Origin of the sequence: Shewanella corallii (genome assembly GCF_023349125.1) — a bacterium.
GTDB classification, from domain to species: domain Bacteria; phylum Pseudomonadota; class Gammaproteobacteria; order Enterobacterales; family Shewanellaceae; genus Shewanella; species Shewanella corallii.
The window spans coordinates 70131-96146 of the sequence record NZ_JAKIKT010000006.1; the positions used below are offsets into that span (position 1 = coordinate 70131).

Here is a 26016-nt window from a genome sequence, read left to right on the forward strand (position 1 = left end):
GCAAGTGTGCAATATGGGGCTGCAGGAGTACAGCCCCGAACTGTTAACAGTGATTAAAGGAAGATTAGTTCTGCCAATCCAGAATCACTTTACCGGACAGGCCGGAACGCATGGCGTCGAAGCCCTGCTGGAACTCATCCACCCTATAGTGGTGGGTGATGATAGGGGAAATATCCAGACCGGATTGGATCAGACTGGCCATCTTGTACCAGGTCTCAAACATTTCACGGCCATAGATGCCTTTGATAATTAGCCCTTTAAAGATCACCTGACTCCAGTCGATAGCCATCTCGCCCCCCGGAATACCCAGCATGGCAATCTTGCCGCCATGGTTCATGGTGTCCAGCATGGAGTGGAAGGCTGACGGTACGCCAGACATCTCCAGGCCGACATCAAAGCCCTCTGTCATACCAAGCTCGCCCATCACCTGCTTCAGGTCTTCTTTGGCAACGTTGACGGCACGGGTGGCGCCCATCTTGGTAGCCAGCTCCAGGCGATACTCGTTCACATCTGTGATCACCACATGACGGGCACCCACATGGCGGCATACCGCAGCGGCCATAATGCCGATAGGGCCGGCGCCTGTAATCAACACATCTTCACCGACCAGGTCGAATGACAGGGCGGTGTGCACAGCATTACCGAATGGATCGAAGATAGAGGCCAGATCGTCACTGATATCATCAGGGATTTTGAAGGCGTTGAACGCAGGGATAACCAGATATTCGGCAAAGGCACCCTGACGATTAACCCCAACACCTGAGGTGTTACGGCACAGGTGAGTGCGGCCGGCACGACAGTTACGGCAGTGACCACAGGTAATATGGCCTTCACCGGATACCCGATCGCCCACATTGAAACCACGGACTTCCTGGCCCATACCCACAACTTCGCCCACATATTCGTGGCCAACAATCATAGGCACAGGAATGGTTTTCTGTGACCACTCATCCCAGTTGTAGATATGCACATCGGTACCACAGATTGCAGTTTTGCGGATTTTAATCAGCAAATCGTTGTGACCCACCTCTGGCAGAGGCGCATCCACCATCCAGATACCTTCTTCAGGGTTCAGTTTGCTCAGTGCTTTCATGATTTATGCCCCAATAATCTGCATATCGCGACCGATACGAATAAAGGCGTCGATGGCGCGATCCAGCTGTTCACGGGTGTGGGCAGCAGACATCTGGGTACGGATGCGGGCCTGACCTTTTGGCACCACCGGGAAGGAGAAGCCGATAACATAGATGTTTTCTTCCAACAGGCGGTTGGCAAAATCACCGGCCAGTTTGGCGTCGCCTATCATCACAGGAACAATGGCGTGGTCAGCACCTGCCAGGGTAAAGCCGGCAGCTGACATTCTTTCGCGGAAGTAACAGCTGTTTTCTTTTACCTGATCACGTAGTGCCTGACCCTCTTTCAACATCGCCAGCACCTTGATAGAGGCGCTGACAATGGCTGGTGCCAGAGAGTTGGAGAACAGATAAGGACGTGAGCGCTGACGCAACCAGTCGATCACCTCTTTCTTGCCCGAGGTAAAGCCGCCGGATGCACCACCCAGTGCCTTACCCAGGGTACCTGTGATGATATCCACGCGATCCATCACTTCGCAGTGTTCGTGGGTACCACGACCTTCATGGCCAACAAAGCCAACGGCGTGAGAGTCATCCACCATCACCAGAGCGCCATATTTGTCAGCCAGGTCACACACACCCTTAAGGTTGGCGATAACACCGTCCATAGAGAACACGCCGTCTGTGGCAATCAAAATGTGGCGGGCACCGGCATCGCGGGCAGCGATCAGCTGAGCTTCCAGATCGGCCATATCATTGTTGGCGTAGCGGAAACGCTTGGCCTTACACAGGCGTACACCATCGATAATGGAGGCATGGTTCAGGGCGTCGGAGACAATGGCATCTTCCGGGCCGAGCAGGGTTTCGAACAAACCCGCGTTGGCATCGAAACAGGAAGAGTAAAGAATGGTGTCTTCCATGCCGAGGAACTCGCTCAGACTGGCTTCCAGTTGCTTGTGGATATCCTGCGTACCGCAGATAAAGCGTACTGAGGCCATACCAAAGCCATGGCTGTCGAGACCGGCTTTGGCGGCGGCAATCAGGTCGGGATGATTGGCCAGGCCCAGGTAGTTGTTGGCGCAGAAGTTGATAACTTCAGTCTGATTTACCTCAATGGCGGTCTGCTGGGCAGAAGCAATCACCCGCTCACTCTTGTACAGGCCTTCCGCTTTTACCTCGGCAAGCTGTTGATTTATCTGTTGGTAGAATTGGTCAGAAGCCACCTTTCGGTCTCCTTTGTTGGATTAATTATTTCGGTGTCTGGGACGGCTGATTTAGCCGTGACAGAGACCTGGAGTTGTCCGCATTTTAACCTTAAATTTAGCCGCTCTGACAGTTTTTTTCCCTTAACGTCAGCGTCATTAACTGGGCTTGTGCACAGCTGCAAAATAGATAAGAAAAGCTAATTAAAAGTGACGGTGCGGCAGGCGGAGATCAGCCTTGCTTTAATCTGACTGGATTGGTATGGGAGGTAGCCAGGAACCCGAATAAGGTCATGTTCCTGCTGAGTAAATTCCGGGTCAGGCCGCGCGTGCCAGAGACAGGTAATGAGATTCCAGGCGGTTGAAGGTCTCCAGTGAACTTGGCGTTGCATAGCCACGGAAAATCAGCAGTACCCGCAACAGGCCTTCATACAGATTGCCCTTGGTGATGGAAGCGATACTGGACTGAGTCAGCTGATAGCCAATCCATGACGCCACAATCATCTTGATGGTATCTGCCAAATCACGCACCTTGTCCTTCTCTATAGTCAGAAATCCATCGGCGCAAAGCTGCTCCAGCACATGGGCACAGCGAGTCAGGACTTGCTCCTGTGCTTTTAAATATCTGGCCTTAAGCAGCTCATCCCGGCCCAGAATATCCGCCAGATTGGCGTACATAAACCTGAACTGCCACATGGTGTAAAACATGGCGTCGAAGTAGCCTACCAGCAACTCAACCGTGACAGGGCCATCTCTATAGGGCTGGAAGCCTGACTCCAGGTGTTCTTCGTACTGGGTAAAGATGGAGCGGATGATGTCTTCCTTATTACGGAAGTGATAGTAGAGATTGCCCGGACTGATCCCCAGGTGGGCAGCTATATGATTGGTAGTAATGCTGCGTTCACCGTGTTCGTTAAACAGCTCAAGGCTGGCTAAAACAATCTTGTCGCGGGTTTTCATAACCTGTGGGTTCTCTTATTTATTGTGCCGGAGTATGGCCATATAAGGTGCGCTGCATGTCTGACCAACGCCGGAGCGAAGGATTTATGTTAGCATTGCGGCAATTCAACAGGCAAAACCCAATTACCCGGCAACTCCATGAACCGTATTGGTTATTCAATTCTTGTTACTCTGCTGAGCCCGCTGTTATTGCTGTATCTGGCCCTGCGTGGTCGAAAAAGCCCTGACTATAAAAAGCGTTGGGGTGAGCGTTTTGGCATGACCTCGTTACGCTCTACCGATCTGCTGCTGCATTCGGTATCCATGGGGGAGACGCTGGCCGCCGTGCCGCTAATCCGCAGATTGCTGAGTCAACACCCTGAATTGACCCTGACAATTACCACTTCAAGCCCGACCGGCTCTGCTGAGGTGGTGAAGGCCTTTGCCAACGAGCTGCAGGCGGGAAGGGTACAGCACTGTTACCTGCCATTTGATCTGCCTGTTTGTATCAAGCGCTTTATCCGGCAGTTAAGTCCCAAAGTCTGCATCATTATGGAGACTGAGTTGTGGCCCAATTTAATTCACTATGCCGCCGGCAGTGGTGCAAAAGTGATACTGGCCAATGGCCGCCTGTCTGCCAAGTCGTTTGCCCAGTATCAGAAGTGGCCGGGAATATCCGGTCCCATGTTGAGTAAGCTGGATATGCTTGCGGTGCAAACACAGGCAGAAGCTGAGCGTTATGTTGAGCTTGGGGTGCCAGGTGACAAAGTACAGGTATGTGGCAGCCTGAAGTTTGATCTGCAGCTGGATACCCGGTTGCGCCCCACATCAATGGCGATGCGCACTGAGTGGCACAAAGCCGATGTGCCACTCTGGGTTGCCGGCAGTATCCACCCCGGAGAGTTTGATGCTGTGCTTGCAGCCCATAAAGCGCTGGTTACTGAGTACCCCCACGCCATGTTGATTATGGTGCCCCGTCATCCGGAGCAGTTTGATAATGCCGCCGAGGCACTGGTGGCAAGTGGTCTGAAATTTGTGCGTCGCAGTGAAGGTACACCCGTTGGAGCGGATACTCAGGTGCTGCTGGGGGATACCATGGGGGAGATGCTCAAATGGTATGGTGCTGCTGATTTTGCCTTTGTGGGTGGCAGTCTGATCGTCCATGGTGGTCATAACCCGCTGGAAGCCGCCGCACTGGGCTTGCCAGTGATGATGGGACCTAACTACAGAGACTTTCTGGAGATCACTGAAATGCTGCAGCAAGCTGGCAACCTGAGCGTGGTGCCGGATGCCGAAGCGCTTGTTACCAAAGTGCTGGCGCTGGCCTCGAGTGCCGCGATTCGAGAGTTAGCCGGTAAGGGGGGCTTCGAAGTTTTGGAGCGTAACCGGGGCGCACTGCAACGCCAGTTTGCGCTGGTGGATAATTATCTAAACTGAGTCTGTGCATCAGACTCAGGGGAGAGATAGATGTGCAGGACCGGTGTCATAGTAATTAGCTGACAAGTAGCCGATTGTGCTCAGTGGCGACTGACTCTTGAGTTGGCCCGGTTGGTACCGTTATAGCCTTTCAGCAGTGACATCCAGTTCTCCTCAGTAAATGCCAGCTGTGGGCATTTGCCCTGTTCTTTTTTGAAGGATCTGTGCAGGCGGTCGAGATTGGAAGCTTGCCAGTGATGGGCCACGGGGCGAATTGCGCCACGGTCAAAGTCAATCAGGTGGAAGCCTTCTTGAGACAAGAGGATATTTTTGGCATTCAAATCGGCATGGAAAACCCCGCGATTGTGAAACTGGGCAATACACTCACCCAACGCCTGCCACTGCTGCTCATCCATTTCCTGCTCTGACAGTACTGCCACCAGATCTTTGGCCCCCTGAATACGTTCAATCAGGATATCACCACTGTATCCCAGACCCTGTTTACGGATTTGTGCGGCTATGGGTCTGGGTACCGGAAAGCCCTCTTTAAACAGAATATCCAGCAGCTTAAGTTCTGCTGCCGGGCGGGTACGTTCGAGGCCGGTATAAAAGTAGGTATCTTTGGACAGTTTGGCCATCAGGCCGCCGCGCCAGTAGTGTCTCAGCACCCAGTGTTCATTAGCCTGCTGTGGCTGATAATGAATAAACCAGGTGGTGTAGCGCCCCTTGGATGTACCCTCAATGGCATCTTGTTGTTGCCAGAATTCCGAATCAAACCAGTCGCTTGTAACGCCGCTGAGATCGCTTGCCAGCACCAACCAGCCATTGGAATGGGATGAGCCAGAGTGAGAGCCAGCAGTTAGAGGTAATGTTTTCAATTCAGACGGCATAGAATATCGGCAAGATCGTGGAACCTGGCGCTATTCTACATTAAGATCCACGCCTTGCATTTATTTAGCTTTGAGAGCGACCAGCCTGCCTATGAGCCTGAATTTGTCTGAAATGAAGTCACTGTGTGTGTTGCGCCTGTCCGCCATTGGCGACGTGTGCCACGCAGTTGCAATGGTGCAGGCGATTCAGCGCCAATATCCCGATCTGGCGATTACCTGGGTGATAGGCAAGGTGGAGTATCAACTGCTCAAGCACCTGCCCGGCATCGAGTTTGTTATTTTCGATAAATCCAAAGGTTGGCGCAGTTACCTTGAGTTGCGCAGTGCCCTTAAGGGCCAGAAGTTTGATGTGCTTTTGCATATGCAGGTGGCACTGAGGGCAACTATTGCTTCACTGATGATCCCGGCCAAAATCCGTATTGGTTTTGACCGTGCCCGCGCAAAAGAGGGGCAGTTTCTGGTGACCAATGAAAGGGTAGAGGCTCAGGACTCTCCCCATGTACTGGATGGCTTTATGGCCTTTGCCCGTAAAATTGGCGTGCAGGACACCGAGCTCAAATGGAATATTCCTGTGCCGGAGGCTGACACTGAGTTTGCCAAATCCCATATTCCAGACGGCGGCAAGGCCCTGATTATCTGCCCTGCAGCCAGTAAAGCTGAGCGCAATTGGATGCCTGACAGATACGCTGCCATTGCAGATTATGCCGTAGAGAAAGGCTTTAAGGTCTATCTGTGTGGCGGTCCCAGTGCGCTGGAAAAACAGCTGTCAGCCGACATCATCAGTCACTCCAACACTGAGTTGACCAATCTGGTTGGACAAACCAGTCTGACTCAAATGCTGGCTCTGCTGAAGCAGGCATCATTGGTTATCGCCCCGGATACCGGCCCGGCCCATATGGCGGTCACCCAGGGGACGCCAGTGATTGGTTTGTATGCCCACTCCAACCCGGGCCGCACTGGTCCTTATCTATACCGTGATTATGTCGCCAGTGTGTACCATGAGGTTGTCCGTGAGCAGTACCCTGCAGGTGAAATCCCCTGGGGTAAACGTGCTAAAGGCAGTGATTTGATGAGCCGGATAAGTGTGGAGTCGGTTAAGCAAAACTTCGATGCTGTGGTTGCCAAGCTTGATATCTGAATCTGAATCTGAATTCGAGAGAAGTTATATGTCCAGGTCTCCCAGAGTGTTGTTCGTTCCCGTTTCTTCAGCGGAAGGAATTGGCGAATACATGCGCTCCGTTATTTTGGCGGATGCTATCCGTCAGCAGTGGCCGGATGCAGACATTCAATTTGTACTAAGCCGTCAGGCGCCTTATGCATCTTCATGTCCTTATCCCGCCACTTTGCTGGATCAAAGCCCTACCAAGGAAGTTAAGGCGGTGAACCAACTGATGCAGACATTTAAGCCTGAGCTGGTGGTGTTTGATGCTTCAGGACGAAAGTCTCAATTACAACAGGCCCATAAACTTGGTGCCAAAGTGATTTTTATCAGTCAGCACAAGCGTAAGCGCAGTCGTGGTATGAAGCTTGGCCGCGCCATGGTGACAGACAGCCACTGGGTAGTGCAGCCAGAGTTTGTTATCGGTCCTGTTTCTGCTTTGGATAAGTTTAAGCTTAAGCTAATTGGCAAGCAGGAGCCTATCTTTACCGGCCCGGTTTTTACTAATCCTGATATTGAACTCCAATCTGAGCTGCTTAAACAATATGGCCTGACTGCCGGCGAGTTTGTGATCTTCAATGCAGGCTCTGGTGGCCACAAGGTTGGTGATTCGCTGGCTGCTGATATCTTTGCTGAGACCGCCAAATCTGGTTATCAGGACTCAGGTCTGAAAAGTCTTATGGTCTTCGGCCCCAATTATCCCGGCCCCATGCAACAGTTTGAAGGCGTTATATCGGTAGCTGCATTGTCCAACGCAGAATTTATCAATCTGCTTGCTGCTTCCAAGGCCGCAGTGCTCAGCGGGGGGGATACTCTGCTCCAGGCTATTGCATTGAAAGTTCCTACTTTGACTGCGCCTGTATCAAAGGATCAGCCTGCCCGTATTGCTGCCTGTGAACAGGAAGGCTTGATTTTAGCCTGTGAAACCAAAGAAAAGCCGATGCTTATGGCATACCAGCAGCTGCTGACTGAGGCTTGCCTACAGCAGTTGAAAGAGAAGATGGATACCAGCCCGGGAATGAATGGGCTGCAAATTGGCATGGCCGAAATAAAGCGATTGCTGGGAGATGACAAGTGACAAAAAGAATTGCGATAGCGATCGACAGTCTGGCTGGCGGTGGTGCTGAAAAAGTGATGCTGACCTTGGCTTCCAGTCTTATAGAGCTGGGCCATGAGCCTCATTTACTGGTTTTACAGAATCATTGTCATCACGAAGTGCCTGCCAATATTCCAGTACATTTTTGTTTTGCCCAGAACGAAAAAAACCTGGATAGCTTTTGGAAACTTAGCCAGTCCGTTGCGCGGCTGAAGCAGTTTATCGACCAGGTGCAGCAAGAGGTTGGTAAATTTGACCTGTTCCTGTCTAATCTGGATAAAACCAATCTGCTGATGTCCAGAACTCAAGTATCCCCGCTGTATTTTGTGGTGCACAACTCTGTTGAAGAGGAATTGGCAAGGCAGCGAAAGCTGGGGCCATTTGCATACTGGGATATGATTCGTGCCAAGAAAGCCCTGAATGGTCAGCATTTGATTACCGTGTCAAATGGGATTGCCGGTGAAATCGCGTCTAAAGCAAGAATTCACCCAGCGTCGATGCAAACCATTTATAACCCATTCGAATTGGAACGCATTGCCACGCAAGCGAACATGTCTGCCCAAGGGATACCTGACGGGGACTACATGGTGCATGTTGGGCGATTTGCACGGCAAAAGCGCCATGACATCTTGTTTCAGGCGTTGGCCAGTATGAAACACACATTGCCTTTGGTACTACTTTGCAACAATAAAAAGAAAGCGTTGAAAGTGGCTCGTAAGTATGGAGTCGAAGACAGAGTGATCGTGCCAGGATTTCAGACTAATCCTTATCCCTGGATTAAGCAGGCGAGATTGCTGGCATTGAGCTCAGATTATGAAGGATTGCCAACCGTGCTGATTGAAGCCCTGGCAGTTGGCACGCCCGTGGTTAGCACTAATTGCGATCACGGGCCCAAGGAGATTCTGCTGGATGAGTTGCAGCAGTATCTGGTGCCGCGACGGGATCCTTTGGCTCTCGCTGAAAAACTGGATAATGCCCTGGATTTCTATCCTGATTGCTCCAATGCCAAGATATTGGCTCAGGTGGGCGCTCAAACCGTTGCTGAAAAGTACCTCGCTTTAATCAATTAAGGATTATGTGTAGTAAAAAGGAGCCTTGTGGCTCCTTTTTCATTGCTTTATTTACCTTGTTTTAATCGATGTTTTAAGTGACTCAATGGCATTTTCAGTAGTCTCCGCCAGCCAATTGAGTAAAACAGCTCTACATTAGACGCCGGGTAACTGGAGTCGCAATATTTCTTGTAAAAGAGTAACCAGTCCAGGTGGCTTATCTCATTCGGGCGCTTTGACCTTGGGATAAACCTGTCAATCAATCCCAGCCCGATCTGCTGTGGTTCAAGTACCACAAAGTTTGACGCCATAAACCTATCCCAATATTCCAGCATTTCCGGCGTAGCATGATGTCGGTGTTCCAGATAGGGGACATCCGCAGATAGCTGCTGTAACCAGGTGTTGCAGTATATTTGTTCCGCATGGGGGCAGGTATTTGGTGCGCCTCTGTGCTGGGGGTGACCTCGTCGCTCTTCATCAAAGGGCAGATCTTTAAACAGAGGGATGTCCCAGATTGCCAGCAAGTCCATGGTTCGACCAAAGTGAAAAAAGTCACTGGGTAACATCACCACTTTCTGCCCATCACAGTAGCGCCTGAAGTAGCTGGTATTTACCACCACCCGCTCCTGAAACAGGCTATCGGCTAGGCAACGCTGGGGATAGGCTTGCTGGGCCCTGACAAAATCGCTGCTGGTCAGAAAGTTATCTGACCTTAACTTTACAGCGTAAGGTGTCTTGACCTCACGAAGTCCTGCAGCACTGGACACTAATTGGCGATTAAAGTTGAGATAGCCGGGTTTTCCCTGTGCGTCGTAGGATGAGATGGTTGGGCCGGGATCTTCATTTAACAATAAAAGATCTGGTTCCAGGCCTTCGCAGTTTTGTCCTGCCCAGGTTGATAGAATTATTGTCGCTCCCGGCAGATGTTCACGGATGCTCTGCAGGCATTTATGTGTGATGCCTGTTTCCTGAGCCCGCCCATGGTAAGCCTGCACCGGCCCCTGAACAACGACACTGATATCTTTAAATTCGATGACCATTAGGAAACAACTGTAGTACGCGAGTTAATTAAGCGTATGGTACTACTTTTTTAATGTAAATCAGTTGATTTGCTTAATTTTGTGAGCGATTGCGGATTAAGTCTTAGGGCAGAGGTTCAGGGGGATATGTAAGGTTCTGAACCTCCTATTGCCGAAATGATGGTACGTAATGAGGTCAGTTATTAAGTGGTTTTGGCTTCTTCAAGCTTTGTTTGATGATTTCAAACGGTGCTTTTATCTGGCGGTAGATACCTGTTTCCATCCAGAACCTTTGCTGAGGCAGATAATAGCTGGTGTCACAATATTTTTGGTACAGAGCTTGCCACTCCACTGAGGAGATTTCATTGGCGCGACTTTTGTCTGCTTTAAGGCGTGCTGTGGTTGCGACTCCCGCATTGTTAGCTTCTGCAACAATCAGATTATTGGACAGCAGCAATTGCCATTCACGCAGGAGACTCTCATCACTGTCGTGGTGAAAGTTAAGCATCCTGGAGTCCGGGTTTAGTTTGGTCAGCCATTTGCTACAGAACAATTGTTCCGTGGACAGCACTCTTTCCGGGAAATAGGCGTATTGGGACTTACCCTTTATGTCTGGATTGTAAGGGTAGTCAGGTTGCAGTGGGATATCCCACATTTTAAGCAGATCCGTGGTCAGTCCGTATGCAAACAAATCACACAGGTGCCTGACAATACGTCTACCAGCAGTTTGCATCTTGGTGAACCTGTGTAAAACCACCACTCTTTCGTCAAGTAGTTTCAGTACTTCACTGCGCTTTGGAAATGCTTGTTGCAGCCCCACGAAACCTGAATGCAGCAAATAGTTATCACTGCGTAACTTGACAGCATATCGGGTACTGACTTTTTTAAGCCCCTCTCTGACTGCAACAATCTGACGGTTATTATTTTCCTTGTAGGGCAATCCATCAGGATAGTAACCCATGATGTTGGGACCGGGATCCTGATTTAATACCACTTCATCGACATCCAGGTCGGCAACATTTTGTCCTTCCCAGGTCGATAGGATTATCTTGGCCCCCGGGAGATGTTGCCTGACAGAATTGATGCCAAGTAAGGTAATACCTTGTTCCATCCCCCTTTCCGGCAAGGCATTAACGGGCCCATGAATCACTACACTGATATCTGGAAACTGAGGCATAGGTCTATACTTTCCTGTCCAAATAATCCAGATACTCTTGCGGAACACCACAGAAAATAACTTCACTTTTATCGATCAGGTGATAGTGAATCTGTTTCCCTTCTTTGATTAGATAATTGTAGAGGGGAGCGATATAGAGCTCCTGCTTTTGCCACTCAGATGCCGGGCGTTCTGCCTCAAGTTGAAAAATACGCTTGAAGTCTCCGGCGCTTTTAAAGTGATATAAGCCGGTGCTGCAAAGATCTGATATGGGGTTTTTCTCCGCGGTTTCAATAACCCGGGTGCTCTCAGCAGACTCTGGTTTAGCGTATGACCAATTACTGCCTTCCCCCCTGAACACTTCCAGATAACCGTCACTTTGGCTGACTATTTGCGGCAACACAAAGTCGGGTCTGAAGGTATCTATATTGAAAATTGTCAGTGGGGTGTCATCTGTTACGTTATCGAGGCCTAGAAATACCGTCTCAGCCTGTCCTCGGGTCTCGTCGTTAAGTATGACGATATCGAATGATTTGATACCTAAACGCTGGCAACGCGTTTTAACGAACTCTGGGGTCTGGAATACATCTCTGACAATAAACAGGAAAGGGACGGAGTCGAAGTAGGCTTTAAAGCTCAGTAGCGCATGGTCAAATAAAGGCATGCCGTGTGCAGGGAGCATGTATTTGGGTTTGTCATACCCGGCTTTGAAAAAGCGCGAGCTGAGGCCCGCCATAGGGATTACTATCATTATTATTTTTCCGACAGTGTTTTAATCTTGTCATACAAGCGGTAGGCGTTACCGATAAAGCCAAGTTGCCTGTCAGGGCGGTCGCAGTGCAACGGCAACATGGAAATGAACAGCTGAATTTGCATGGCACAGAGTTGGATTTCATTGATATCAAAATGACAGCGCATCTGCTCAACAAAGTCGGCCATAATCTGCTCTCTGCGCTCGGTTACCGCGATATCGAAGTGCAGGGCATTTTCTTTGTATTCCGCTCTGAAGTAGCCAGCAATGATGGAGTCATAAAGCCCTATAACCGAGTGGGCCAGCTTGGCGACATCATAGAGAGTATTGCCATGAATACATTGTTGGTTACGGGCGTTGATCCCTCTGGGGTCAATGACCTTGATGCTGCAGGTTCTGAAGTCATACAGGATATTGCTGAAGCAAAAATCGCCGTGCAGTACATTCATCTGATTATTATCCACTGGTAGATATGCAAGGCTGCCTTCAGCCAGCTCAACAAGGCTGGGTTTAGGGGTGTCGTTTACTATAAGTGGTTGTTGAACATCGAATTGAGACTGCAGCGCGAATTCCTTTAGCCGGTCTTGAGTTTTACCCGCGAACAGCTCGTGAAATGACGCTTGTGGTTCAGTTTTGTAGCTGGCAGCATCCTGAAGAAACTGGCAACAGGCTTTGAGTATTTTCTTCCAGGCAAATGCTGGTAGTTGGCTGAATACATAGAGCTCGTTTAATGCTGTCAGATGCAGATACTCAATGCTATAACCAAAATGGCTGCTGGTTTCCTCGGTAGCGAGCAATTGCGGTGTATAGATGCGCAGAGGGCCGGGGATAGACTGATACCAGTTAGCCTCTGCCGCAAGCTTGAACTTCTTTTGACTTGATTTAGTGACAACATGTCCAGCAATAGCCATCTCATTGAAGGCTCTCTGTGTTGTCATGCGGGTTTTGGACTGGTAATAGGTTTGGCTATGACCAAAGTCATACCACTTATCAAACTGACAGGGGGTCAGCCCTTTATCTCTGATGTAACCGTTCAACCCGTCAATAAAGTCCCAACCAGCAGTAATAATATGTCGTATTAATGTTTTGGGCGCTGAAAAACTGAAGAAACCGTTAACAATGAGTTCGCTTTGTGATGGAAGTTCAGCTTGGTACTTATTCAATAAGCCTGTTTCAGCATCATATTCAGCCCAGTCATAATTATCTTCTACCTGGCTTAAACCGATCAGGTCTGTATCAGTGGGAAGCTCGTTGAAGAGAGTATCACCATGCAAAATATGAAGTGGTTTTTTGGGGTCAAACTCAATCAGGTTTAACGCGAAGACTACTGATTCTCCAAGGCTGAGGCGGGTTGGCAGATACAGGATTTCGACCCCTTTTTCTGCCAGTGTTTTGCTGTCATATGGTCCAGGGCAGAAGCCTTCCGGGAGCGTGAGTAGAATTCTCTTGCCACTGGGGATTAACGCCAGTTGATGGTGAAACAGGCGCTTATTCCCCACCGGGAGGAAACTTGGGGGGAGGGGACCAAACTCTGACTGGAGCTCGGAGTCGATAAAGGCTGCTGAGGTGATCAAATACATACTTTATCTTCGACAATCAGTTGCTCTATTTGTTCCTGAGTAAGGCGGGCAAACTCTGCAGGTCGAACTGCCCTGTCATCGATATAAAAGCCTTCATGACCGCACCAAGGTTTACCTACCAGGATTTCATCATAGGGTACCTGATGCTTATCCAGCCATGCTGTGATCACTGGCAGCGTATGGATATTAATCTTGCCGACGTTTCCTTCGTATGTTCGCATGTTACGGGCTGTTGAAATCACAATCTCAAAGCCCTGTTGCTGGTATTCCCGCAGTTTGGCGATTACATCCAAACGCGGGGATACTTCACTATAATTGCTGGTGTCTGCCTGGGTTAGCGTACCGTCTAAATCAACTATTAAGCGTTTCATCTATCTTGCCGCAGCTGAAGAAAGCTTAACTATACTTGCTGCTCCTGCAGAGAACCAGTTTCATCATCGACAGAAGCCATATGGTCAGCATTTGCGCAATGCTTCAGTTCATCAGTCATATCCGCTTTGAACTTATCCAGACTATGAACCCGTTTGATATAGTTCACCGCAGATTCAGCAAGTTGCTGCCGCAAATAATCATCGGTCATCAGTTTCTCGATACCGTCGATAAACAGAGGCAGTTTATCGAAGCCATCGCCCAACACTTTTCCAGTGTAAACTCCGAATTTCTCAGTCAGTTCGTCAGGGTTTTGGCAACTCACCAACAGGGTGCCGTATGCCATAGCTTCAAGGAAAGACACAGGTAAGGCTTCATGAATGGAGGTATTGACCAAGACCTTGGCATCTCTAATCAATTGATTCTTCCGCTCACCTTCTACATGCCCAACAAAATGCAGATTGGGTATCTCCATGTAGGGAGCCATTACGGCATTGTTTTCATCTGCCTGGCGATGCGCCTGACCCAGCATATAGAATTCGTATTGAGGCATCGCTTTGGCTATCTCAGCAAATAACCAACCACGCTTTACTGATTCAATGCGACCGAGGAAAATCACGCTGTTTTGCTTCTGATAAGTTTCTACATCAAAGCTGTAATCAATCTCGATTGGGTTCGGCAAATACCGAATCGGTGTATTTATGGGTAAGCGGTACAAATCTTTGGCTTTCTGATCCAAAAATTTTGCCTGACTGATAAAATGTAAATTGCCTGTTTTATTGTATTCATGCACAAAATCATAAACTTCAGCATCCCAGTAGCTGTGCTCTGGAAACAGTTTTACTGTCTCAATTTCATCCCACTCATAAACGGGCCGAGGGTCCTGGATCCACAGCAATAGCTTTTTATCTTTCCCCGGAGCTTTGCTGAATATGCGATAGGAGTGTGTGGTCAATTCGATGGAAAGAAACACGTCGTATTTTTTTTGTCTCAAAAACAGGCTGTTAATCAGGTCGAATGCTCTTGCTGCCAGCTTGTAGACCTTGATGCCATCGATCATGTGGCACTTTGGGAAAAGTCGTACCTTACCGCAGTCTTTTTTAAGCAGTACTTCTACTTCGACATCTTTGCCTGGCAAGTGTTTGGCCACCAGATTTCTGGCCAGAAAGCCATAGCCACCAAATTTGGTTTTTGCACCACCAAAATATTCATCAACCAACAGCGCTACGCGGATTTTTGACACAGATACCACCCTAAAATTCTGACGTCACTGAAAAGGCGTCGGATTCTATCACGCATCGCTGTATTTTTGAGCTTTGAGGGCGATTAAGTCTTAAATTTAATGGAACTCTGGTTGTTTGTGTTCTTAATGTGATCGTGGTGTGCTGGCGTTGCTGTGCGCTGGTTGTCTCCGTGTGTATCAGTGGTTGTTTTTGTGTGTTACTTGTGTTGCTTTGGCGCCAGGGTAATGGGGGCTGACTACTCGTGCAGATAGAACTATTGGATTGGCAGCCGATTGCTCTCCCATTGCAGGAGAGACAATATTCACAAAACACTATCGAAAATGTAGGATCTCTATTCAATTACCTGATCTGAACATATGGAAATGCTTATGCATACGCGCGCCATCTATCCGGGAACTTTCGACCCTATCACTAACGGGCATACAGACCTTATTGAGCGGGCTTCAAAGATGTTCAACACAGTTGTGATCGGTGTGGCGGCCAGCCCTTCCAAACAACCCAGATTCTCTTTGGCTGAACGCGTCAGTTTCGTCGAAAAGGTGACATCTCACTTGAGTAATGTCGAGGTGGTAGGCTTTACCGGTTTGCTGGTGGACTTTGCCAAAGAGCAGCAGGCTGGAATTTTGGTGCGCGGTTTGCGCGCAGTTTCAGATTTTGAGTATGAATTTCAACTGGCCAATATGAACCGCCGTCTTAGTCCTGGACTGGAAAGTGTATTTCTGACTCCGGCTGAGGAAAACTCCTTTATCTCGTCCACCCTGGTTAAAGAGGTGGCACTGCATGGTGGCGATGTCGCTCAATTCTGCCACCCGGAAGTTGTTAAGGCCCTGCTGGCCTCGTTGAAGAAATAACAGGAAGTAATAAAACGTGAAAAAGATACTGAAGGCTGCTGCAGTCGCCTCTGGATTTATGGCAGTGCCTGCTTGGTCTGCTCCATGGGTTGATACTTCCGATATTTATCTGCGTGCTGATATTCAAGCCTTGGCTGATGCTGGTGTAATTACCGTGCCGGTTAATACCTTTCCCTTGATGTGGTCAGGCATAGGAAAAGATTTGGAAAAAGTCGAACCCTCCATGCTGTCGCCTGCACTGATGGAAACCTTTGCGCGGGTTAACTTCTATTATCGCAATGCCATTGATAATCGTGGTCCTGCGAGTATCAAAGCTGGTTTCGCCAGCGATCCGGCCCGATTCCAACACTTTGGCTCAGACTATCGAGAGCAAGGTGAGCTCAAAGCGTCATATGATTACGTGGGCGAGCGCTTCGCTTTTAAGGTTTCTGGTTCAGCCAACTATATGTCTGACGAAGAGAAAGCCTTGCGTCCGGGAGAAGAAGAGGTTCGACTGGATGACTCTTACGTGTCTATGGTGCTGGGTAATTGGGTGTTTACGGCCGGAACAGTATCTCAATGGTGGGGACCTGGCTTCGATACCGGGTTAATTAAGAGCAGCAATGCCAGGCCAATGCCGACAGTTATGGTCAGCCGGAATGATGCCCATGGCTTTGAAACTCCGTGGCTGTCCTGGATTGGTCCCTGGACGCTGACTTCAGGTGTGAGCCTGATGGAGAAAGAGCGTGCTGTACCCGATGCATTGCTCTGGAGTATGCGTGGAACTGTGCGCCCGCTGCAACAGCTGGAAATTGGGGTTTCCTGGACTATGCAATTTTGCGGCGAAGGTCAGGATTGTAGCTTGTCCAGTTGGTGGGATGCGATTTCCGGAGGTGGAGAGTGCGCCAACGGTGACGAAAACTGCGATCCAGCCCTTAATACCCGTTTAGGTAATCAGATGGCGGGTTTTGATATCCGCTATAGCGATACCTTCTGGGAAGTTCCGGTTGGCCTGTATCTAGAGAAGACCTGTGAAGACTCGAGTGGACCCAGCCCTCTGGATTTGGCGGACTGTGGTTACCTTTATGGTGCAGATACACGTTTTGGTGGTAAGGAGCAGCAGTACAAACTGTTCTTTGAATACACAGACACTTTGCGAGCCTGTGGCGAGGATCAGAATGCGTTTAACTGCTTCTATGAGCACAGTATTTATCAAAGCGGCAGCCGCTACTATGGTCGCTCACTGGGCTCGACCTATGATTCAGACTCCCACGTCTATGTAATGGGCTTGATTGGCCAGTATCAGAACAGCCATGGTCTCAAGGCATTTGTACGTTACGCCCAGCTGAACAAGGATGGCAAGAATCCTGGTTCGGAGTGGGCTCCCAAGCGTCCCAAGGAGGACCTCTTGATGCTGGAGATGAGCTATCGCATGCCACTCTGGTATGGCATGGTCAGCCTGGGTGGAACTGTATCCAACTCAGAATTTGAAGAGACTGATAGCTCAGATACCAACGCCACTGTGTTTGGCACCTATGAGTATAGGTTCTGACAATAAATAACTTCATATTGACAAAGGCGCCCCCGGGCGCCTTTACTTTATCTGCTGAGCGGGTCAATCAGCGCTTCTGGCAAACCGGGCAAAACACAGTGGCTCGCTGACCCAGCTTAATCTCTTTCAGCATGCCGCCACATTCAGTGCAGGTTTGGCCGCCTCTGCCGTAAACATGCAGCTTTTGGGCAAAGTAGCCGGGTTTGCCATCGGCGTTGGTAAAGTCCTTCAGCGTGGTGCCGCCCTGTTTGATGGCATGGGCCAGCACCCGTTTTACTTCGTCCACCAGGAGTGACAGGCGCTTCTTGCTGATGTTACCTGCCTTGGCTTCGGGATGGATCCCGGCAGCGAACAGGGCCTCATTGGCGTAGATATTGCCGACACCAACCACAATATGGTTGTCCATCAGTGCCAGTTTGATCGCTTTTTGCTTACCCTTTAACGCCTCATTAAGGTAGTCGACATCAAAGGCATCTGACAGCGGCTCTGGCCCAAGTTTCTGCAGCAGTGGATGCACCTCTTCCGGCAGTTCACACCAGAGCCAGGCACCAAACCGGCGGGGATCATTAAGACGAAGAGCCCGGCCATTCTCCAATACCAGATCGATATGGTCGTGCTTTGCTGCGGGGGTGGAGGCTGGAACAATTCGCAAGCTGCCTGACATGCCCAGATGCACGATTGTGGTACCGGCGTCGGTATCTATCAGCAGATACTTGGCGCGTCGACGCACGCTGCGAATCGTCTGACCGACAATATTGGCCGCAATATCCGGTACCGGCCAACGCAGAGAGGCATTACGAACAATCAGATCGGTAACCTTGTGGTCCACCAGGTAGGGGGCGACACCCTGACGGGTGACTTCAACTTCAGGTAGTTCTGGCATTTCTTCTCCATCTCAGCAGCAGATTTGCCCTGGCGCTGAACTCAGCTGCCGGCTCGAATAATAGGTTCAAGATTGTGACGCAGACTGGGGGGGATTTCATACCAGTTGCCGGAGGCCGATTTTAACAGTCCCTGTTCAGGGTAGAACTGCCACACCAGGCCATCAGGTGAGGTCGCGACCTGAATCATCAGCTCTTTTGGACTGGAAAACAGCTCGGGTGATTGTGCCAGTGCTGACACTTTAAGTTCCGCCCAGGCTTTGCTCCACTCGGCACAATTGAGCACCTGGGATGCACACTGCCAACCTGACTCCCCTTTGTTCAACCACTCGCTTTGCATCTGCAATTGGGTTAAAGGCGCATTGTCGTCAAACAAAGACAGCGCGTCTTCGGGAAGCTGTTTGGTGCGGTTATCCAATATGGTGAGCGTGCCTATCATCATCAGGCAGGCAATAATGATGATGTTATTCCATTTTCTTCGGCTCATAGCCATAAGCGTTTGAAATCCCTGTTCTGCATTGGAATGAGCAAGTGTAACTGGATAACCCGCTCAGATAAAAGCATCAGCCGCCGGTGACGTTCATAAACCTCAACACCTGAGTGCCATCATGGGTAAAGTGATGCTTCAACGGCTTAAGCTCTATGGCGTCAATAATGGCCTGTTTCAGCCGGTCGATATCACCCGGGTGCTCACGCACTATCGCCTTGAGATCCACTGAGTGCTCGTTACCGAGACACAGAAGTAATCGACCTTCTACAGTGACCCGGACTCTGTTGCATTCATGGCAGAAGTTGTGGCTGTGGGGAGAGATAAAGCCGATATGGCAGTCGCTGTCGGCCATATCATAGTATCGTGCAGGACCGGCTGTGCGGGCATCGGACAAAGTCAGGGGATATTTGGTCTGGATAATGGCGCGAACATCATCACTGCTGAGGTGACGGCTTTGCTTGCGCTCATCCATCTCTCCCAGAGGCATCTCCTCAATAAAGGCGATGTTAAGGCTGCGTGAGCGACAAAAATCCACCAGATCCAGTACTTCAGCATCGTTCTGGCCTTTGAGTACCACGGCGTTGAGCTTGATACGTTGAAAGCCAGCATCCAGCGCTGCGTCAATGCCGGCAATAACCCGCTCCAGCTTGCCGTTACGGGTGAGAGCTGAAAAACGCTCTGCATCCAGAGTATCCAGGCTGATATTGAGGCGGTTGAGGCCAGCTTCCCGCAGTGGTTTCGCCAGCCTGGTCAGACGGGAGCCATTGGTGGTCATCGACAGCTCTTTCAGGCCGGGCAGGCTGGAGATCATGCTGACCAGTTGCACACAGTCACTGCGCACCAAAGGTTCACCACCGGTGAGGCGAATCTTCTTTACGCCAAGCTCGGTAAAGGCCTGAGCGACCCATGCCAGTTCTTCCAGACTCAGCACCTGCTCTTTTGGCAAAAAGCAGGGGTTTTCTCCCATGCAATATACACATCGGAAATCGCACCTGTCGGTAACAGACAGGCGCAGATACTCAACCCGCCTTCCGAAGCGGTCGACCAACTGGCTCACACTGAATCCTTACAGCAGATTGGCAAAAGGTTGAATAAACACCCGCTCACCCGGTGCCACTGAGTCAGCCTCTTCACCGACAATGATCAAGCAATTGCCGTTGACCATTGAGCTGAGCATGCCAGAGCCCTGAGCACCTGTGGTGGCCACATGCAGCTGACCATCCGCCCCCATATGATAGACACCACGCAGGAACTCGGTACGACCGGTACGACTGCGCAGTTTCATATCGGCAATGGCCGGGATAAATTGGTTTTGCCATTGGGCTTCACCGGCCAGCTTACGCAGTGCAGGCTGCACAAACTGCAGAAAGGAGACCATCACTGCTACAGGGTTGCCCGGCAGTCCGAAGAACAGAGCGTCACCTATCTGACCGAAAGCCAATGGACGTCCCGGACGCATATTAATACGCCAGAAGTTAATCTTGCCGATACGGGCCAGCACGGTTTTGATAAAGTCGGCGTTGCCCACAGACACGCCACCCGAGCTGATAATCACATCAGCTTTGGTCGAGGCGTCAGTCAGTGCGGCTTCCAGCGCTTCATCAGAATCTTCAATAATCCCCAGATCGATCACCTCACAGCCCAGACGACGGGCCATGGATTTAATGGTGTAACGGTTGGAGTCATAAATGCAGTGCTCAGCCAGTGCTTCACCGGGTTGGGAGACCTCATCTCCGGTGGAGAACACGGCAATCACAGGCTTGCGAACCACAGTTGCCTGAGCTGTCCCCAAAGAGGCCAGCAGACCTATTTCGGCCGCCCCCAGACGGGTGCCGGTAGCCAGTGCAGTGGCGCCTTTGGCGATATCTTCACCGGCCAGGCGGATATGCTGACCCTGTTCCAGTTCGCCACTGAAGGTCACTGTGTCACCGGCTTCGGTGGCCAGCTCTCTTGGCTGCACTGTATCAGCACCGGCAGGCAGGGGAGCACCTGTCATAATGCGAACTACTTCACCCGGCTGCAGAGTACTGGCATAGCCATGACCGGCAAGTACTTCGCCCACCAGTTTGTACTCAGTGTTTGGTGCCGCCAGCGCGAAGGCGTAGCCGTCCATTGCTGAGTTGGTTTGCTGGGGAACATCAACCGGAGAGATGGCGTCTTTCGCCAGTACCCGATTGTCCATCTCATCCAGAGAGACAGTCTCGCTTTCGGTCAGCGGAGATACGCAACTGAGGATATGACCAATGCCCTGAGCGACAGAAGAGGTGTTGTCTGCATTCAGCTCACAGGCGGGAACAATTGGCATCTCGACAGCTTTAGGCTGCCAGTTTGCGGCGTACTGCTGAACAAAGTCTGCGATTTGCGCAACATTGTTCAGATCCAGTCGGGTCATTTCAGCCGGCAGCTCAGTATCATCGCAGCAGGCAACGGCAAGGATATTATCGTCATGGGTATGAATAAACGGCTTGCCGTGGGCGGCGCGGTGCAGCTCAATCTTGGGCAGCTCCAGCTTTTTAAAACCTTCCACCAGAACCATATCCACCTTGTCGGCTTCAATCTGGCTGAGCAGGTGTGGCAGCTCTGGATCGCCTTCCACGGCATCTTCTGTCATCAATGCCCAGCGCACATGGGAGGCAACCAACATCTGGCGGGCGCCAGCCTTGCGCATTTCGTAACTGTCTTTGCCCGGAATATCCACATCAAAGTTGTGGTGAGCATGTTTAATCACAGCCAGTTTGACACCGCGACGATTCAGTTCAGGGATCAGCTGGGTGAGCAGAGTGGTTTTGCCTGTACCTGAGTAGGCACAAAAGCCCAATACTGGCACTGGTAGTGGATTAGTGAATGGAATACTCATATTTACCTCATGCCAGACTGTCGGCCAGCTGCTGAATCTGTTCCGGGGTGTTGACGTTAACAAAGGCCATGGGTTGATCGGCAAAACTCACCACGGCAACTTTATGCTGGGCATACCAAAGGTCAATTTTTCTGTCGCCGGCGTCGAGAAATGCCTGCATGGAGTCAAGCAGCTCAGGTTTTAGCAGCAGCACCACTGGTTGGTGACGCTTGCCATCACTGGCCACTGCCATATCTGCGCCCTGAGACTCCAACTCTGCGACCATGCGGCTGGCCAGATCTGTAGGCAGCAAAGGACAGTCGCAGGGAGCCGTCAGCAAGTAATTGCCTTTGGTACGTTTCAGGGCACTGACCATACCGGACAGTGGGCCATGGAATCCTTCCTGCTCATCACAGAAAACCGGGAAGCCAAATGCTTCGTAGGCTTGCTGATTGCGGTTGGCATTAATCATCAGGTCTGCGGTTTGGGGTTGCAGCCGGTCGATGGCATAGCGGATCATTGGCTGGCCTTTCAGCTCAACCAGACCCTTGTCCTCGCCTCCCATTCTGCGGGCGCGGCCACCGGCCAGAATAACGGCCTCAACTTGTGATGACATGCAAGGACTCCTCTTGTACCGATCCCTGTTCAGTGTTGAAGGGACCAGAAGTAATGCGTTGATTTTCTATCTGCCACGTTTGGCGGCATAGCGCTGTGATACCACAGGTCTGGTGACTGCTCACCAGCAGCCCCGTGCCCTGACGCTTGAGGGTGTGCACCATCTCCAGCACCAGGCGTCGTGACTCTTTGTCCATATTGGATACCGGTTCGTCCAGCATCAGCAGGTCGGGCTGAATAACCCAGGCCCGGGCAATCGCCAGACGCTGACGCTCGCCACCGGACAGGTTGGACGCATTGGCATCCAGCAGGTGTTCCAGACCAGCCATTTTGGCCGCGGCATCAACCCGCTGAGCCAGTAGTTTACCGGACATTTTTTGGTGGCGCCCGGCAAAGCTGAGGTTATATTTCACACTTCCCTCATAAAGATAGGGGTGTTGATGCAGGTAAACCAATTTTCCCAGTTGCGGCGATTTCTGCCACCATTTGGTGTGGGTTTGTCCCTGCCATACCAGCTCACCGCTGGTGGCGGGAATAAGACCAGCCAACACCTTCATCAGCGTGGTCTTGCCTGTGCCGTTATCACCCTGAAGGAATATGGTATCGCCTTTGGCAAATTGCAGGGCGTCAGCCTTGAACAGCAGACGGTCACCGAATTGCATGCACAGCTTGTTGATCTTGAGTTGAACCATGACCGCCTCCGTCAGTGACTTCTTGGCTCAGACCTGCCTCTGAGTGTCCCCAGGGCAAAGTTCAGCAGCAGTGACAGGATAAGTAACACCAGACCCAGAGCGATGGCCTGGGCGAAATCGCCCTTGCTGGTCTCCAGCGCGATAGCTGTGGGGATGTTACGGGTAACGAACATGATATTGCCGCCCACCATCATAGAGCAGCCAACTTCAGTGACAATACGGCTGAAAGCCATCACGATAGCCATCAGCAGCGGTGCTTTCAGCTCACGGCAAAGTACCCAAACTGACGCAAGCCAGGAGGCGCCCAGGGTACGTGAGGTTTCCCAGGCCCGGCGGTCAACACTGGTAAAGGCGGCCTGGCTCATGGCGATCAGCACAGGGGCACAGATCATCATCTGACCAAGAATCATACCTTTTTGGGTAAACAGCCAGCGCAAATCCCCTAAAGGTCCCATGCGGGTCAGCAGCAGATAAGCAAGCAAACCGATCACAACCGTGGGAATAGATTGCAGTGTTTGCACCAGGTTAATGACGGTCCAGCGTCCCGGGAAACGGGCAAAAGCCAATACAAAACCGAGTATCAGCGAGGGGATAAGAGTGATCAGCAGGGCTGCCAATGACACATTGAACGACACCCCGATAATCGACCAGGTGTTGGGGTCAAGCGAAAACAGCAGACCAAAGGCCTGCTGTATCAGGGAAAACCAGCTTTCTGTCATTTATTTTCCGTAAGTGGCCTTAAACAATTGCTCACCGTTAACACGGTAGCCATTGATCATCTGCTGTGCTTCATTAGAGATCAACCAATTGCTCAGGGCTTCTGCACCTTTGTGATTCAGATCAGGGTATTTCTTAGGGTTGATCAGAATGATTTGATAAGGATTCGCCAGCGCCTTACCGCCATCAAAGTCCACACCCAGGTTTACCTTATTTTTGTAAGCAACATAAGTACCACGATCAGACAGAGTGTAACCCTGCAGTTCGTTGGTCATCTGCAGCGTCTTGCCCATGCCCTGGCCAACAGAGGTGTAGCCTTTAAAGTCAGGGGTGATACCGGCGTTTTTCCAAACAGCCAGCTCTTTCATATGGGTACCTGAGTTGTCACCACGGGAGATAAAGGTCTGGTTGGTTTTGGCAATCTTGGCAAAGGCTTCTTCAGCAGTCTTGCTGTCACGGATCTTGGCTGGGTCATTTTTAGGGCCCAGAACCACAAAGTCGTTTTCCATGATGCCGCGTGGCTGGATGCCATATCCTTCTTCAACAAACTTGGCTTCAGCAGCCGGAGCGTGAGTCATCACCACATCTACGTCACCTTGACGGCCCAGTTTCAGTGCTTTACCTGTACCTGTGGCAATAACCTGTACCTGGTAACCGGTTTCCTGCTCAAATTTTGGCAGCAGGTAACCCAGCAGGCCTGAGTTTTCGGTGCTTGTAGTGGTGGCCAGCTTAACAACCTGATCGTCGGCTTTGGCTGGCAGAACAGTTGCCATGGAAACGGCCAGGCCTGCGGTGGCAACCAGACTGAAAAGACGCTTTAGAGTGAACATGTTTGCTCCTTGGGAATAAAAAAAGCGGGAATAATCCTTGTGGGCCGAGCAATAGCAAATTGAGTGCCAAACTGAAAAGTACCATGTTCGGCAGGAAATTAGGCCGAAACTGTGACCTGTGTCCCGTAGTTGTCGAAAGTTCTCCGGACAAATTGTCTCAGCCTGCAGTTTCTATGGTTCATAGTGACCCTGGCTGAGTGGGAAGTGTTAGACTAGCTGAAAATTGAGTCAGAATGTCCAATACCATGAGTCCGAGTGAAAACCTGATAAAGCCTTTGCCTTCTGCTGTTTCTGTGCTGATTGTCGACGATGAGCCCGGCATGCGAAGTTTCCTGAGCAAGGCCCTGTCCAAGAAATTTGCCCTGGTAGAGACTGCATCCAGCGTTGAAGAAGCTGAGCAATTGCGCAGTCGTTGCCATTTCGACCTCTTGATAGTGGATATTCGTCTGCCTGGCCGCAGTGGTATTGAATGGCATGAAGCGCTGGATGATCAGGAACGCCGTTCCGATATCATCTTTATGACAGGTTATGCGGACATTGAAGTGGCCATCGCCGCACTGCGTGCAGGGGCCTCGGACTTCATCATGAAACCTTTCCATCTGGAGCAGATGATGAAGGCGGTTGATCGTTGTATTGAACGCCGTCTGCTCAAGCGTGAAAACCTGATGCTTCGCCGTGATGTGGCTATCGGCTATGCCAGCACCATTATCGGTAACAGTGAACCTATGATGGAAGTGAAGCGGGTGATTGAGCGGGTTGCTCCAACCAATGCCGTCGTGCTTATCCAGGGCGAGTCGGGCACAGGTAAAGAACTGGTGGCCCGTCAGCTGCATCAGCTCAGTGGTCGCCAGGGACCTTTTGTACCGGTGAACTGTGGTGCCATTGCGCCTGAATTGCTGGAAAGCGAACTCTTTGGTCATACCGCCGGTGCTTTTACCGGTGCCAAGGGCAGTCGTGAAGGTCTGTTCAGCTTTGCCTCCGGCGGTACTATCTTCCTGGATGAGATCGGCGAAATGCCGCTGAAGATGCAAACCGCCTTGTTGCGTGTGTTGGAGCAGCGTGCCATACGCCCAGTTGGCGGTGAGAAAGAGGTGGCCATTGATGTGCGTGTGGTGGCGGCATCCAACCGTAATCTGGCTGAAGAGGTGGAAGCGGGTAACTTCCGTCAGGATCTTTACTATCGCCTCAACGTGCTGGATATCACTATTCCACCTTTGCGTGACAGAGCGGAAGATATCGTTGAGCTGACTCACTACTTCACTCTGCAGCTTTCTTCAGAGCTGGGCGTGCGGGAGGTGGTCTGGAGTCATGAAGATCTGCAAAAACTGCAGCAGTATGACTGGCCCGGCAATATCCGTGAGTTGCGCAATATGATTGAGCGCTGCATTCTGCTGGGTAAGCCCCCTGCAGAGTACTGGAAGCAACCTGTCCGCCAGGAAGTCGTTGCCGAAGGCGGTTACCCTCTGGAGTGGCCACTGAAGGAAGTGGAAAAGAGTCATGTGATGAAGGTGGTAGACGCCCATGGTGGCAACAAGTCGGCCGCAGCCCGTGACCTTGGGGTTTCCCGCAAAACCTTGGATCGCAAATATAAAGAGTGGTTCGACAGCGAGAGCGCGGACGGAGAGTAACG

The 26016-nt window shown here is 50.8% G+C and carries 25 protein-coding genes; 7 read left to right on the forward strand and 18 right to left on the reverse strand.

The window, feature by feature from the left end; genetic code table 11:
• Positions 1-64 precede the first annotated feature (64 nt).
• The 3 genes from tdh to L2725_RS15100 all read right to left on the reverse strand — a co-directional run bounded on the left by tdh (position 65) and on the right by L2725_RS15100 (position 3235).
• Positions 65-1093: an L-threonine 3-dehydrogenase gene (gene tdh, locus L2725_RS15090; RefSeq protein ID WP_249249691.1), complete on the reverse strand. Its 1029-nt coding sequence runs from the start codon at positions 1091-1093 to the stop codon at positions 65-67.
• Positions 1094-1096: 3 nt separating this feature from the next.
• On the reverse strand, positions 1097-2296 hold the full coding sequence (locus L2725_RS15095) for a glycine C-acetyltransferase (RefSeq protein WP_249249693.1): 1200 nt from the start codon (positions 2294-2296) through the stop codon (positions 1097-1099).
• A gap of 297 nt (positions 2297-2593) precedes the next feature.
• The gene (locus L2725_RS15100; protein ID WP_249249694.1) at positions 2594-3235 is read right to left on the reverse strand and encodes a TetR/AcrR family transcriptional regulator; all 642 of its coding nucleotides are present in this window, start codon (positions 3233-3235) and stop codon (positions 2594-2596) included.
• A 138-nt stretch (positions 3236-3373) separates the two neighbouring features.
• Between L2725_RS15100 and waaA the strand changes: the two genes are divergently transcribed.
• Entirely contained in the window at positions 3374-4651 is a 1278-nt protein-coding gene (waaA, locus tag L2725_RS15105; protein ID WP_249249695.1) for a lipid IV(A) 3-deoxy-D-manno-octulosonic acid transferase, read from the forward strand.
• Between the two features lie 80 nt (positions 4652-4731).
• On the opposite strand, the gene L2725_RS15110 is transcribed toward waaA, so the two are convergent.
• Complete coding sequence (locus tag L2725_RS15110; RefSeq protein WP_249249696.1) at positions 4732-5520, reverse strand: 3-deoxy-D-manno-octulosonic acid kinase; 789 nt, start codon at positions 5518-5520, stop codon at positions 4732-4734.
• A 91-nt stretch (positions 5521-5611) separates the two neighbouring features.
• Between L2725_RS15110 and L2725_RS15115 the strand changes: the two genes are divergently transcribed.
• The 3 genes from L2725_RS15115 (at position 5612) to L2725_RS15125 (ending at position 8845) form a co-directional block, all read left to right on the forward strand.
• A complete protein-coding gene (locus L2725_RS15115) occupies positions 5612-6658 on the forward strand; it encodes a glycosyltransferase family 9 protein (RefSeq protein WP_249249697.1) in 1047 nt (348 codons plus the stop codon).
• A gap of 91 nt (positions 6659-6749) precedes the next feature.
• Positions 6750-7757, forward strand: a complete 1008-nt coding sequence (locus L2725_RS15120; RefSeq protein ID WP_249249698.1) for a hypothetical protein — start codon at positions 6750-6752, stop codon at positions 7755-7757.
• Complete coding sequence (locus L2725_RS15125) at positions 7754-8845, forward strand: glycosyltransferase (RefSeq protein ID WP_346429392.1); 1092 nt, start codon at positions 7754-7756, stop codon at positions 8843-8845. Before L2725_RS15120 ends, L2725_RS15125 begins: the two co-directional genes overlap by 4 nt.
• 47 nt (positions 8846-8892) lie before the next feature.
• Here L2725_RS15125 and L2725_RS15130 read toward each other — a convergent pair whose 3' ends face one another.
• The 6 genes from L2725_RS15130 to L2725_RS15155 form a co-directional block, all read right to left on the reverse strand.
• Positions 8893-9864, reverse strand: coding sequence for a WavE lipopolysaccharide synthesis family protein (locus tag L2725_RS15130; protein WP_249249699.1), 972 nt, complete (start codon positions 9862-9864; stop codon positions 8893-8895).
• A 175-nt stretch (positions 9865-10039) separates the two neighbouring features.
• Positions 10040-11020, reverse strand: coding sequence for a WavE lipopolysaccharide synthesis family protein (locus tag L2725_RS15135; RefSeq protein ID WP_115136547.1), 981 nt, complete (start codon positions 11018-11020; stop codon positions 10040-10042).
• A 4-nt stretch (positions 11021-11024) separates the two neighbouring features.
• Complete coding sequence (locus tag L2725_RS15140) at positions 11025-11750, reverse strand: glycosyltransferase family 2 protein (RefSeq protein ID WP_249249700.1); 726 nt, start codon at positions 11748-11750, stop codon at positions 11025-11027.
• 2 nt (positions 11751-11752) lie between these two features.
• On the reverse strand, positions 11753-13330 hold the full coding sequence (locus L2725_RS15145) for a capsular biosynthesis protein (RefSeq protein ID WP_249249701.1): 1578 nt from the start codon (positions 13328-13330) through the stop codon (positions 11753-11755).
• The gene (locus L2725_RS15150; RefSeq protein WP_115136544.1) at positions 13321-13701 is read right to left on the reverse strand and encodes an HAD-IIIC family phosphatase; all 381 of its coding nucleotides are present in this window, start codon (positions 13699-13701) and stop codon (positions 13321-13323) included. Before L2725_RS15150 ends, L2725_RS15145 begins: the two co-directional genes overlap by 10 nt.
• Positions 13702-13730: 29 nt before the next feature.
• Positions 13731-14942 (reverse strand): glycosyltransferase family 4 protein, encoded by a 1212-nt coding sequence (locus L2725_RS15155; RefSeq protein ID WP_249249702.1) that lies wholly within the window; start codon positions 14940-14942, stop codon positions 13731-13733.
• 369 nt (positions 14943-15311) lie between these two features.
• Here L2725_RS15155 and coaD point away from each other — a divergent pair, with 369 nt between their 5' ends.
• Both coaD and L2725_RS15165 read left to right on the forward strand, forming a co-directional pair.
• Positions 15312-15794, forward strand: a complete 483-nt coding sequence (gene coaD / locus L2725_RS15160) for a pantetheine-phosphate adenylyltransferase (protein ID WP_115136543.1) — start codon at positions 15312-15314, stop codon at positions 15792-15794.
• Positions 15795-15852: 58 nt separating this feature from the next.
• Positions 15853-17325 (forward strand): capsule assembly Wzi family protein, encoded by a 1473-nt coding sequence (locus L2725_RS15165; RefSeq protein WP_249249900.1) that lies wholly within the window; start codon positions 15853-15855, stop codon positions 17323-17325.
• A gap of 67 nt (positions 17326-17392) precedes the next feature.
• Here L2725_RS15165 and mutM read toward each other — a convergent pair whose 3' ends face one another.
• The 8 genes from mutM to L2725_RS15205 form a co-directional block, all read right to left on the reverse strand.
• Positions 17393-18208 carry a bifunctional DNA-formamidopyrimidine glycosylase/DNA-(apurinic or apyrimidinic site) lyase gene (mutM, locus tag L2725_RS15170; protein ID WP_249249703.1) on the reverse strand — a complete coding sequence of 272 codons (816 nt, stop codon included), beginning with the start codon at positions 18206-18208 and terminating at the stop codon, positions 17393-17395.
• 41 nt (positions 18209-18249) lie between these two features.
• Positions 18250-18699, reverse strand: coding sequence for a hypothetical protein (locus L2725_RS15175; RefSeq protein WP_249249704.1), 450 nt, complete (start codon positions 18697-18699; stop codon positions 18250-18252).
• Between the two features lie 70 nt (positions 18700-18769).
• Positions 18770-19753 carry a GTP 3',8-cyclase MoaA gene (gene moaA, locus L2725_RS15180; RefSeq protein WP_249249705.1) on the reverse strand — a complete coding sequence of 328 codons (984 nt, stop codon included), beginning with the start codon at positions 19751-19753 and terminating at the stop codon, positions 18770-18772.
• A 9-nt stretch (positions 19754-19762) separates the two neighbouring features.
• On the reverse strand, positions 19763-21553 hold the full coding sequence (locus tag L2725_RS15185) for a bifunctional molybdopterin-guanine dinucleotide biosynthesis adaptor protein MobB/molybdopterin molybdotransferase MoeA (protein WP_249249706.1): 1791 nt from the start codon (positions 21551-21553) through the stop codon (positions 19763-19765).
• A 7-nt stretch (positions 21554-21560) separates the two neighbouring features.
• Complete coding sequence (gene mobA / locus L2725_RS15190) at positions 21561-22148, reverse strand: molybdenum cofactor guanylyltransferase MobA (RefSeq protein ID WP_249249707.1); 588 nt, start codon at positions 22146-22148, stop codon at positions 21561-21563.
• Positions 22132-22839, reverse strand: coding sequence for an ABC transporter ATP-binding protein (locus L2725_RS15195; RefSeq protein ID WP_249249709.1), 708 nt, complete (start codon positions 22837-22839; stop codon positions 22132-22134). Before L2725_RS15195 ends, mobA begins: the two co-directional genes overlap by 17 nt.
• An 11-nt stretch (positions 22840-22850) precedes the next feature.
• Entirely contained in the window at positions 22851-23558 is a 708-nt protein-coding gene (locus tag L2725_RS15200) for an ABC transporter permease (RefSeq protein WP_115136536.1), read from the reverse strand.
• Positions 23559-24386 carry an ABC transporter substrate-binding protein gene (locus L2725_RS15205; RefSeq protein ID WP_248936837.1) on the reverse strand — a complete coding sequence of 276 codons (828 nt, stop codon included), beginning with the start codon at positions 24384-24386 and terminating at the stop codon, positions 23559-23561.
• 233 nt (positions 24387-24619) lie between these two features.
• Between L2725_RS15205 and L2725_RS15210 the strand changes: the two genes are divergently transcribed.
• Positions 24620-26014 carry a sigma-54-dependent transcriptional regulator gene (locus L2725_RS15210; protein WP_428985291.1) on the forward strand — a complete coding sequence of 465 codons (1395 nt, stop codon included), beginning with the start codon at positions 24620-24622 and terminating at the stop codon, positions 26012-26014.
• Positions 26015-26016: the final 2 nt, after the last annotated feature.

What these genes read in the sequence shown, in the direction of transcription:
- mutM (WP_249249703.1), bottom strand. Translation starts at nt 18,208, where the DNA reads ATGCCAGAACTACCTGAAGTTGAAGTCACCCGTCAGGGTGTCGCCCCC.
- L2725_RS15150 (WP_115136544.1), bottom strand. Translation starts at nt 13,701, where the DNA reads ATGAAACGCTTAATAGTTGATTTAGACGGTACGCTAACCCAGGCAGAC.
- coaD (WP_115136543.1), top strand. Translation starts at nt 15,312, where the DNA reads ATGCATACGCGCGCCATCTATCCGGGAACTTTCGACCCTATCACTAAC.
- L2725_RS15115 (WP_249249697.1), top strand. Translation starts at nt 5,612, where the DNA reads ATGAGCCTGAATTTGTCTGAAATGAAGTCACTGTGTGTGTTGCGCCTG.
- L2725_RS15165 (WP_249249900.1), top strand. Translation starts at nt 15,853, where the DNA reads ATGGCAGTGCCTGCTTGGTCTGCTCCATGGGTTGATACTTCCGATATT.
- mobA (WP_249249707.1), bottom strand. Translation starts at nt 22,148, where the DNA reads ATGTCATCACAAGTTGAGGCCGTTATTCTGGCCGGTGGCCGCGCCCGC.
- L2725_RS15210 (WP_428985291.1), top strand. Translation starts at nt 24,620, where the DNA reads ATGTCCAATACCATGAGTCCGAGTGAAAACCTGATAAAGCCTTTGCCT.
- L2725_RS15135 (WP_115136547.1), bottom strand. Translation starts at nt 11,020, where the DNA reads ATGCCTCAGTTTCCAGATATCAGTGTAGTGATTCATGGGCCCGTTAAT.
- tdh (WP_249249691.1), bottom strand. Translation starts at nt 1,093, where the DNA reads ATGAAAGCACTGAGCAAACTGAACCCTGAAGAAGGTATCTGGATGGTG.
- L2725_RS15140 (WP_249249700.1), bottom strand. Translation starts at nt 11,750, where the DNA reads ATGATAGTAATCCCTATGGCGGGCCTCAGCTCGCGCTTTTTCAAAGCC.
- L2725_RS15130 (WP_249249699.1), bottom strand. Translation starts at nt 9,864, where the DNA reads ATGGTCATCGAATTTAAAGATATCAGTGTCGTTGTTCAGGGGCCGGTG.
- L2725_RS15205 (WP_248936837.1), bottom strand. Translation starts at nt 24,386, where the DNA reads ATGTTCACTCTAAAGCGTCTTTTCAGTCTGGTTGCCACCGCAGGCCTG.
- L2725_RS15195 (WP_249249709.1), bottom strand. Translation starts at nt 22,839, where the DNA reads ATGGTTCAACTCAAGATCAACAAGCTGTGCATGCAATTCGGTGACCGT.
- L2725_RS15145 (WP_249249701.1), bottom strand. Translation starts at nt 13,330, where the DNA reads ATGTATTTGATCACCTCAGCAGCCTTTATCGACTCCGAGCTCCAGTCA.
- L2725_RS15100 (WP_249249694.1), bottom strand. Translation starts at nt 3,235, where the DNA reads ATGAAAACCCGCGACAAGATTGTTTTAGCCAGCCTTGAGCTGTTTAAC.
- L2725_RS15185 (WP_249249706.1), bottom strand. Translation starts at nt 21,553, where the DNA reads ATGAGTATTCCATTCACTAATCCACTACCAGTGCCAGTATTGGGCTTT.
- L2725_RS15120 (WP_249249698.1), top strand. Translation starts at nt 6,750, where the DNA reads ATGCGCTCCGTTATTTTGGCGGATGCTATCCGTCAGCAGTGGCCGGAT.
- L2725_RS15200 (WP_115136536.1), bottom strand. Translation starts at nt 23,558, where the DNA reads ATGACAGAAAGCTGGTTTTCCCTGATACAGCAGGCCTTTGGTCTGCTG.
- waaA (WP_249249695.1), top strand. Translation starts at nt 3,374, where the DNA reads ATGAACCGTATTGGTTATTCAATTCTTGTTACTCTGCTGAGCCCGCTG.
- L2725_RS15110 (WP_249249696.1), bottom strand. Translation starts at nt 5,520, where the DNA reads ATGCCGTCTGAATTGAAAACATTACCTCTAACTGCTGGCTCTCACTCT.
- L2725_RS15175 (WP_249249704.1), bottom strand. Translation starts at nt 18,699, where the DNA reads ATGGCTATGAGCCGAAGAAAATGGAATAACATCATCATTATTGCCTGC.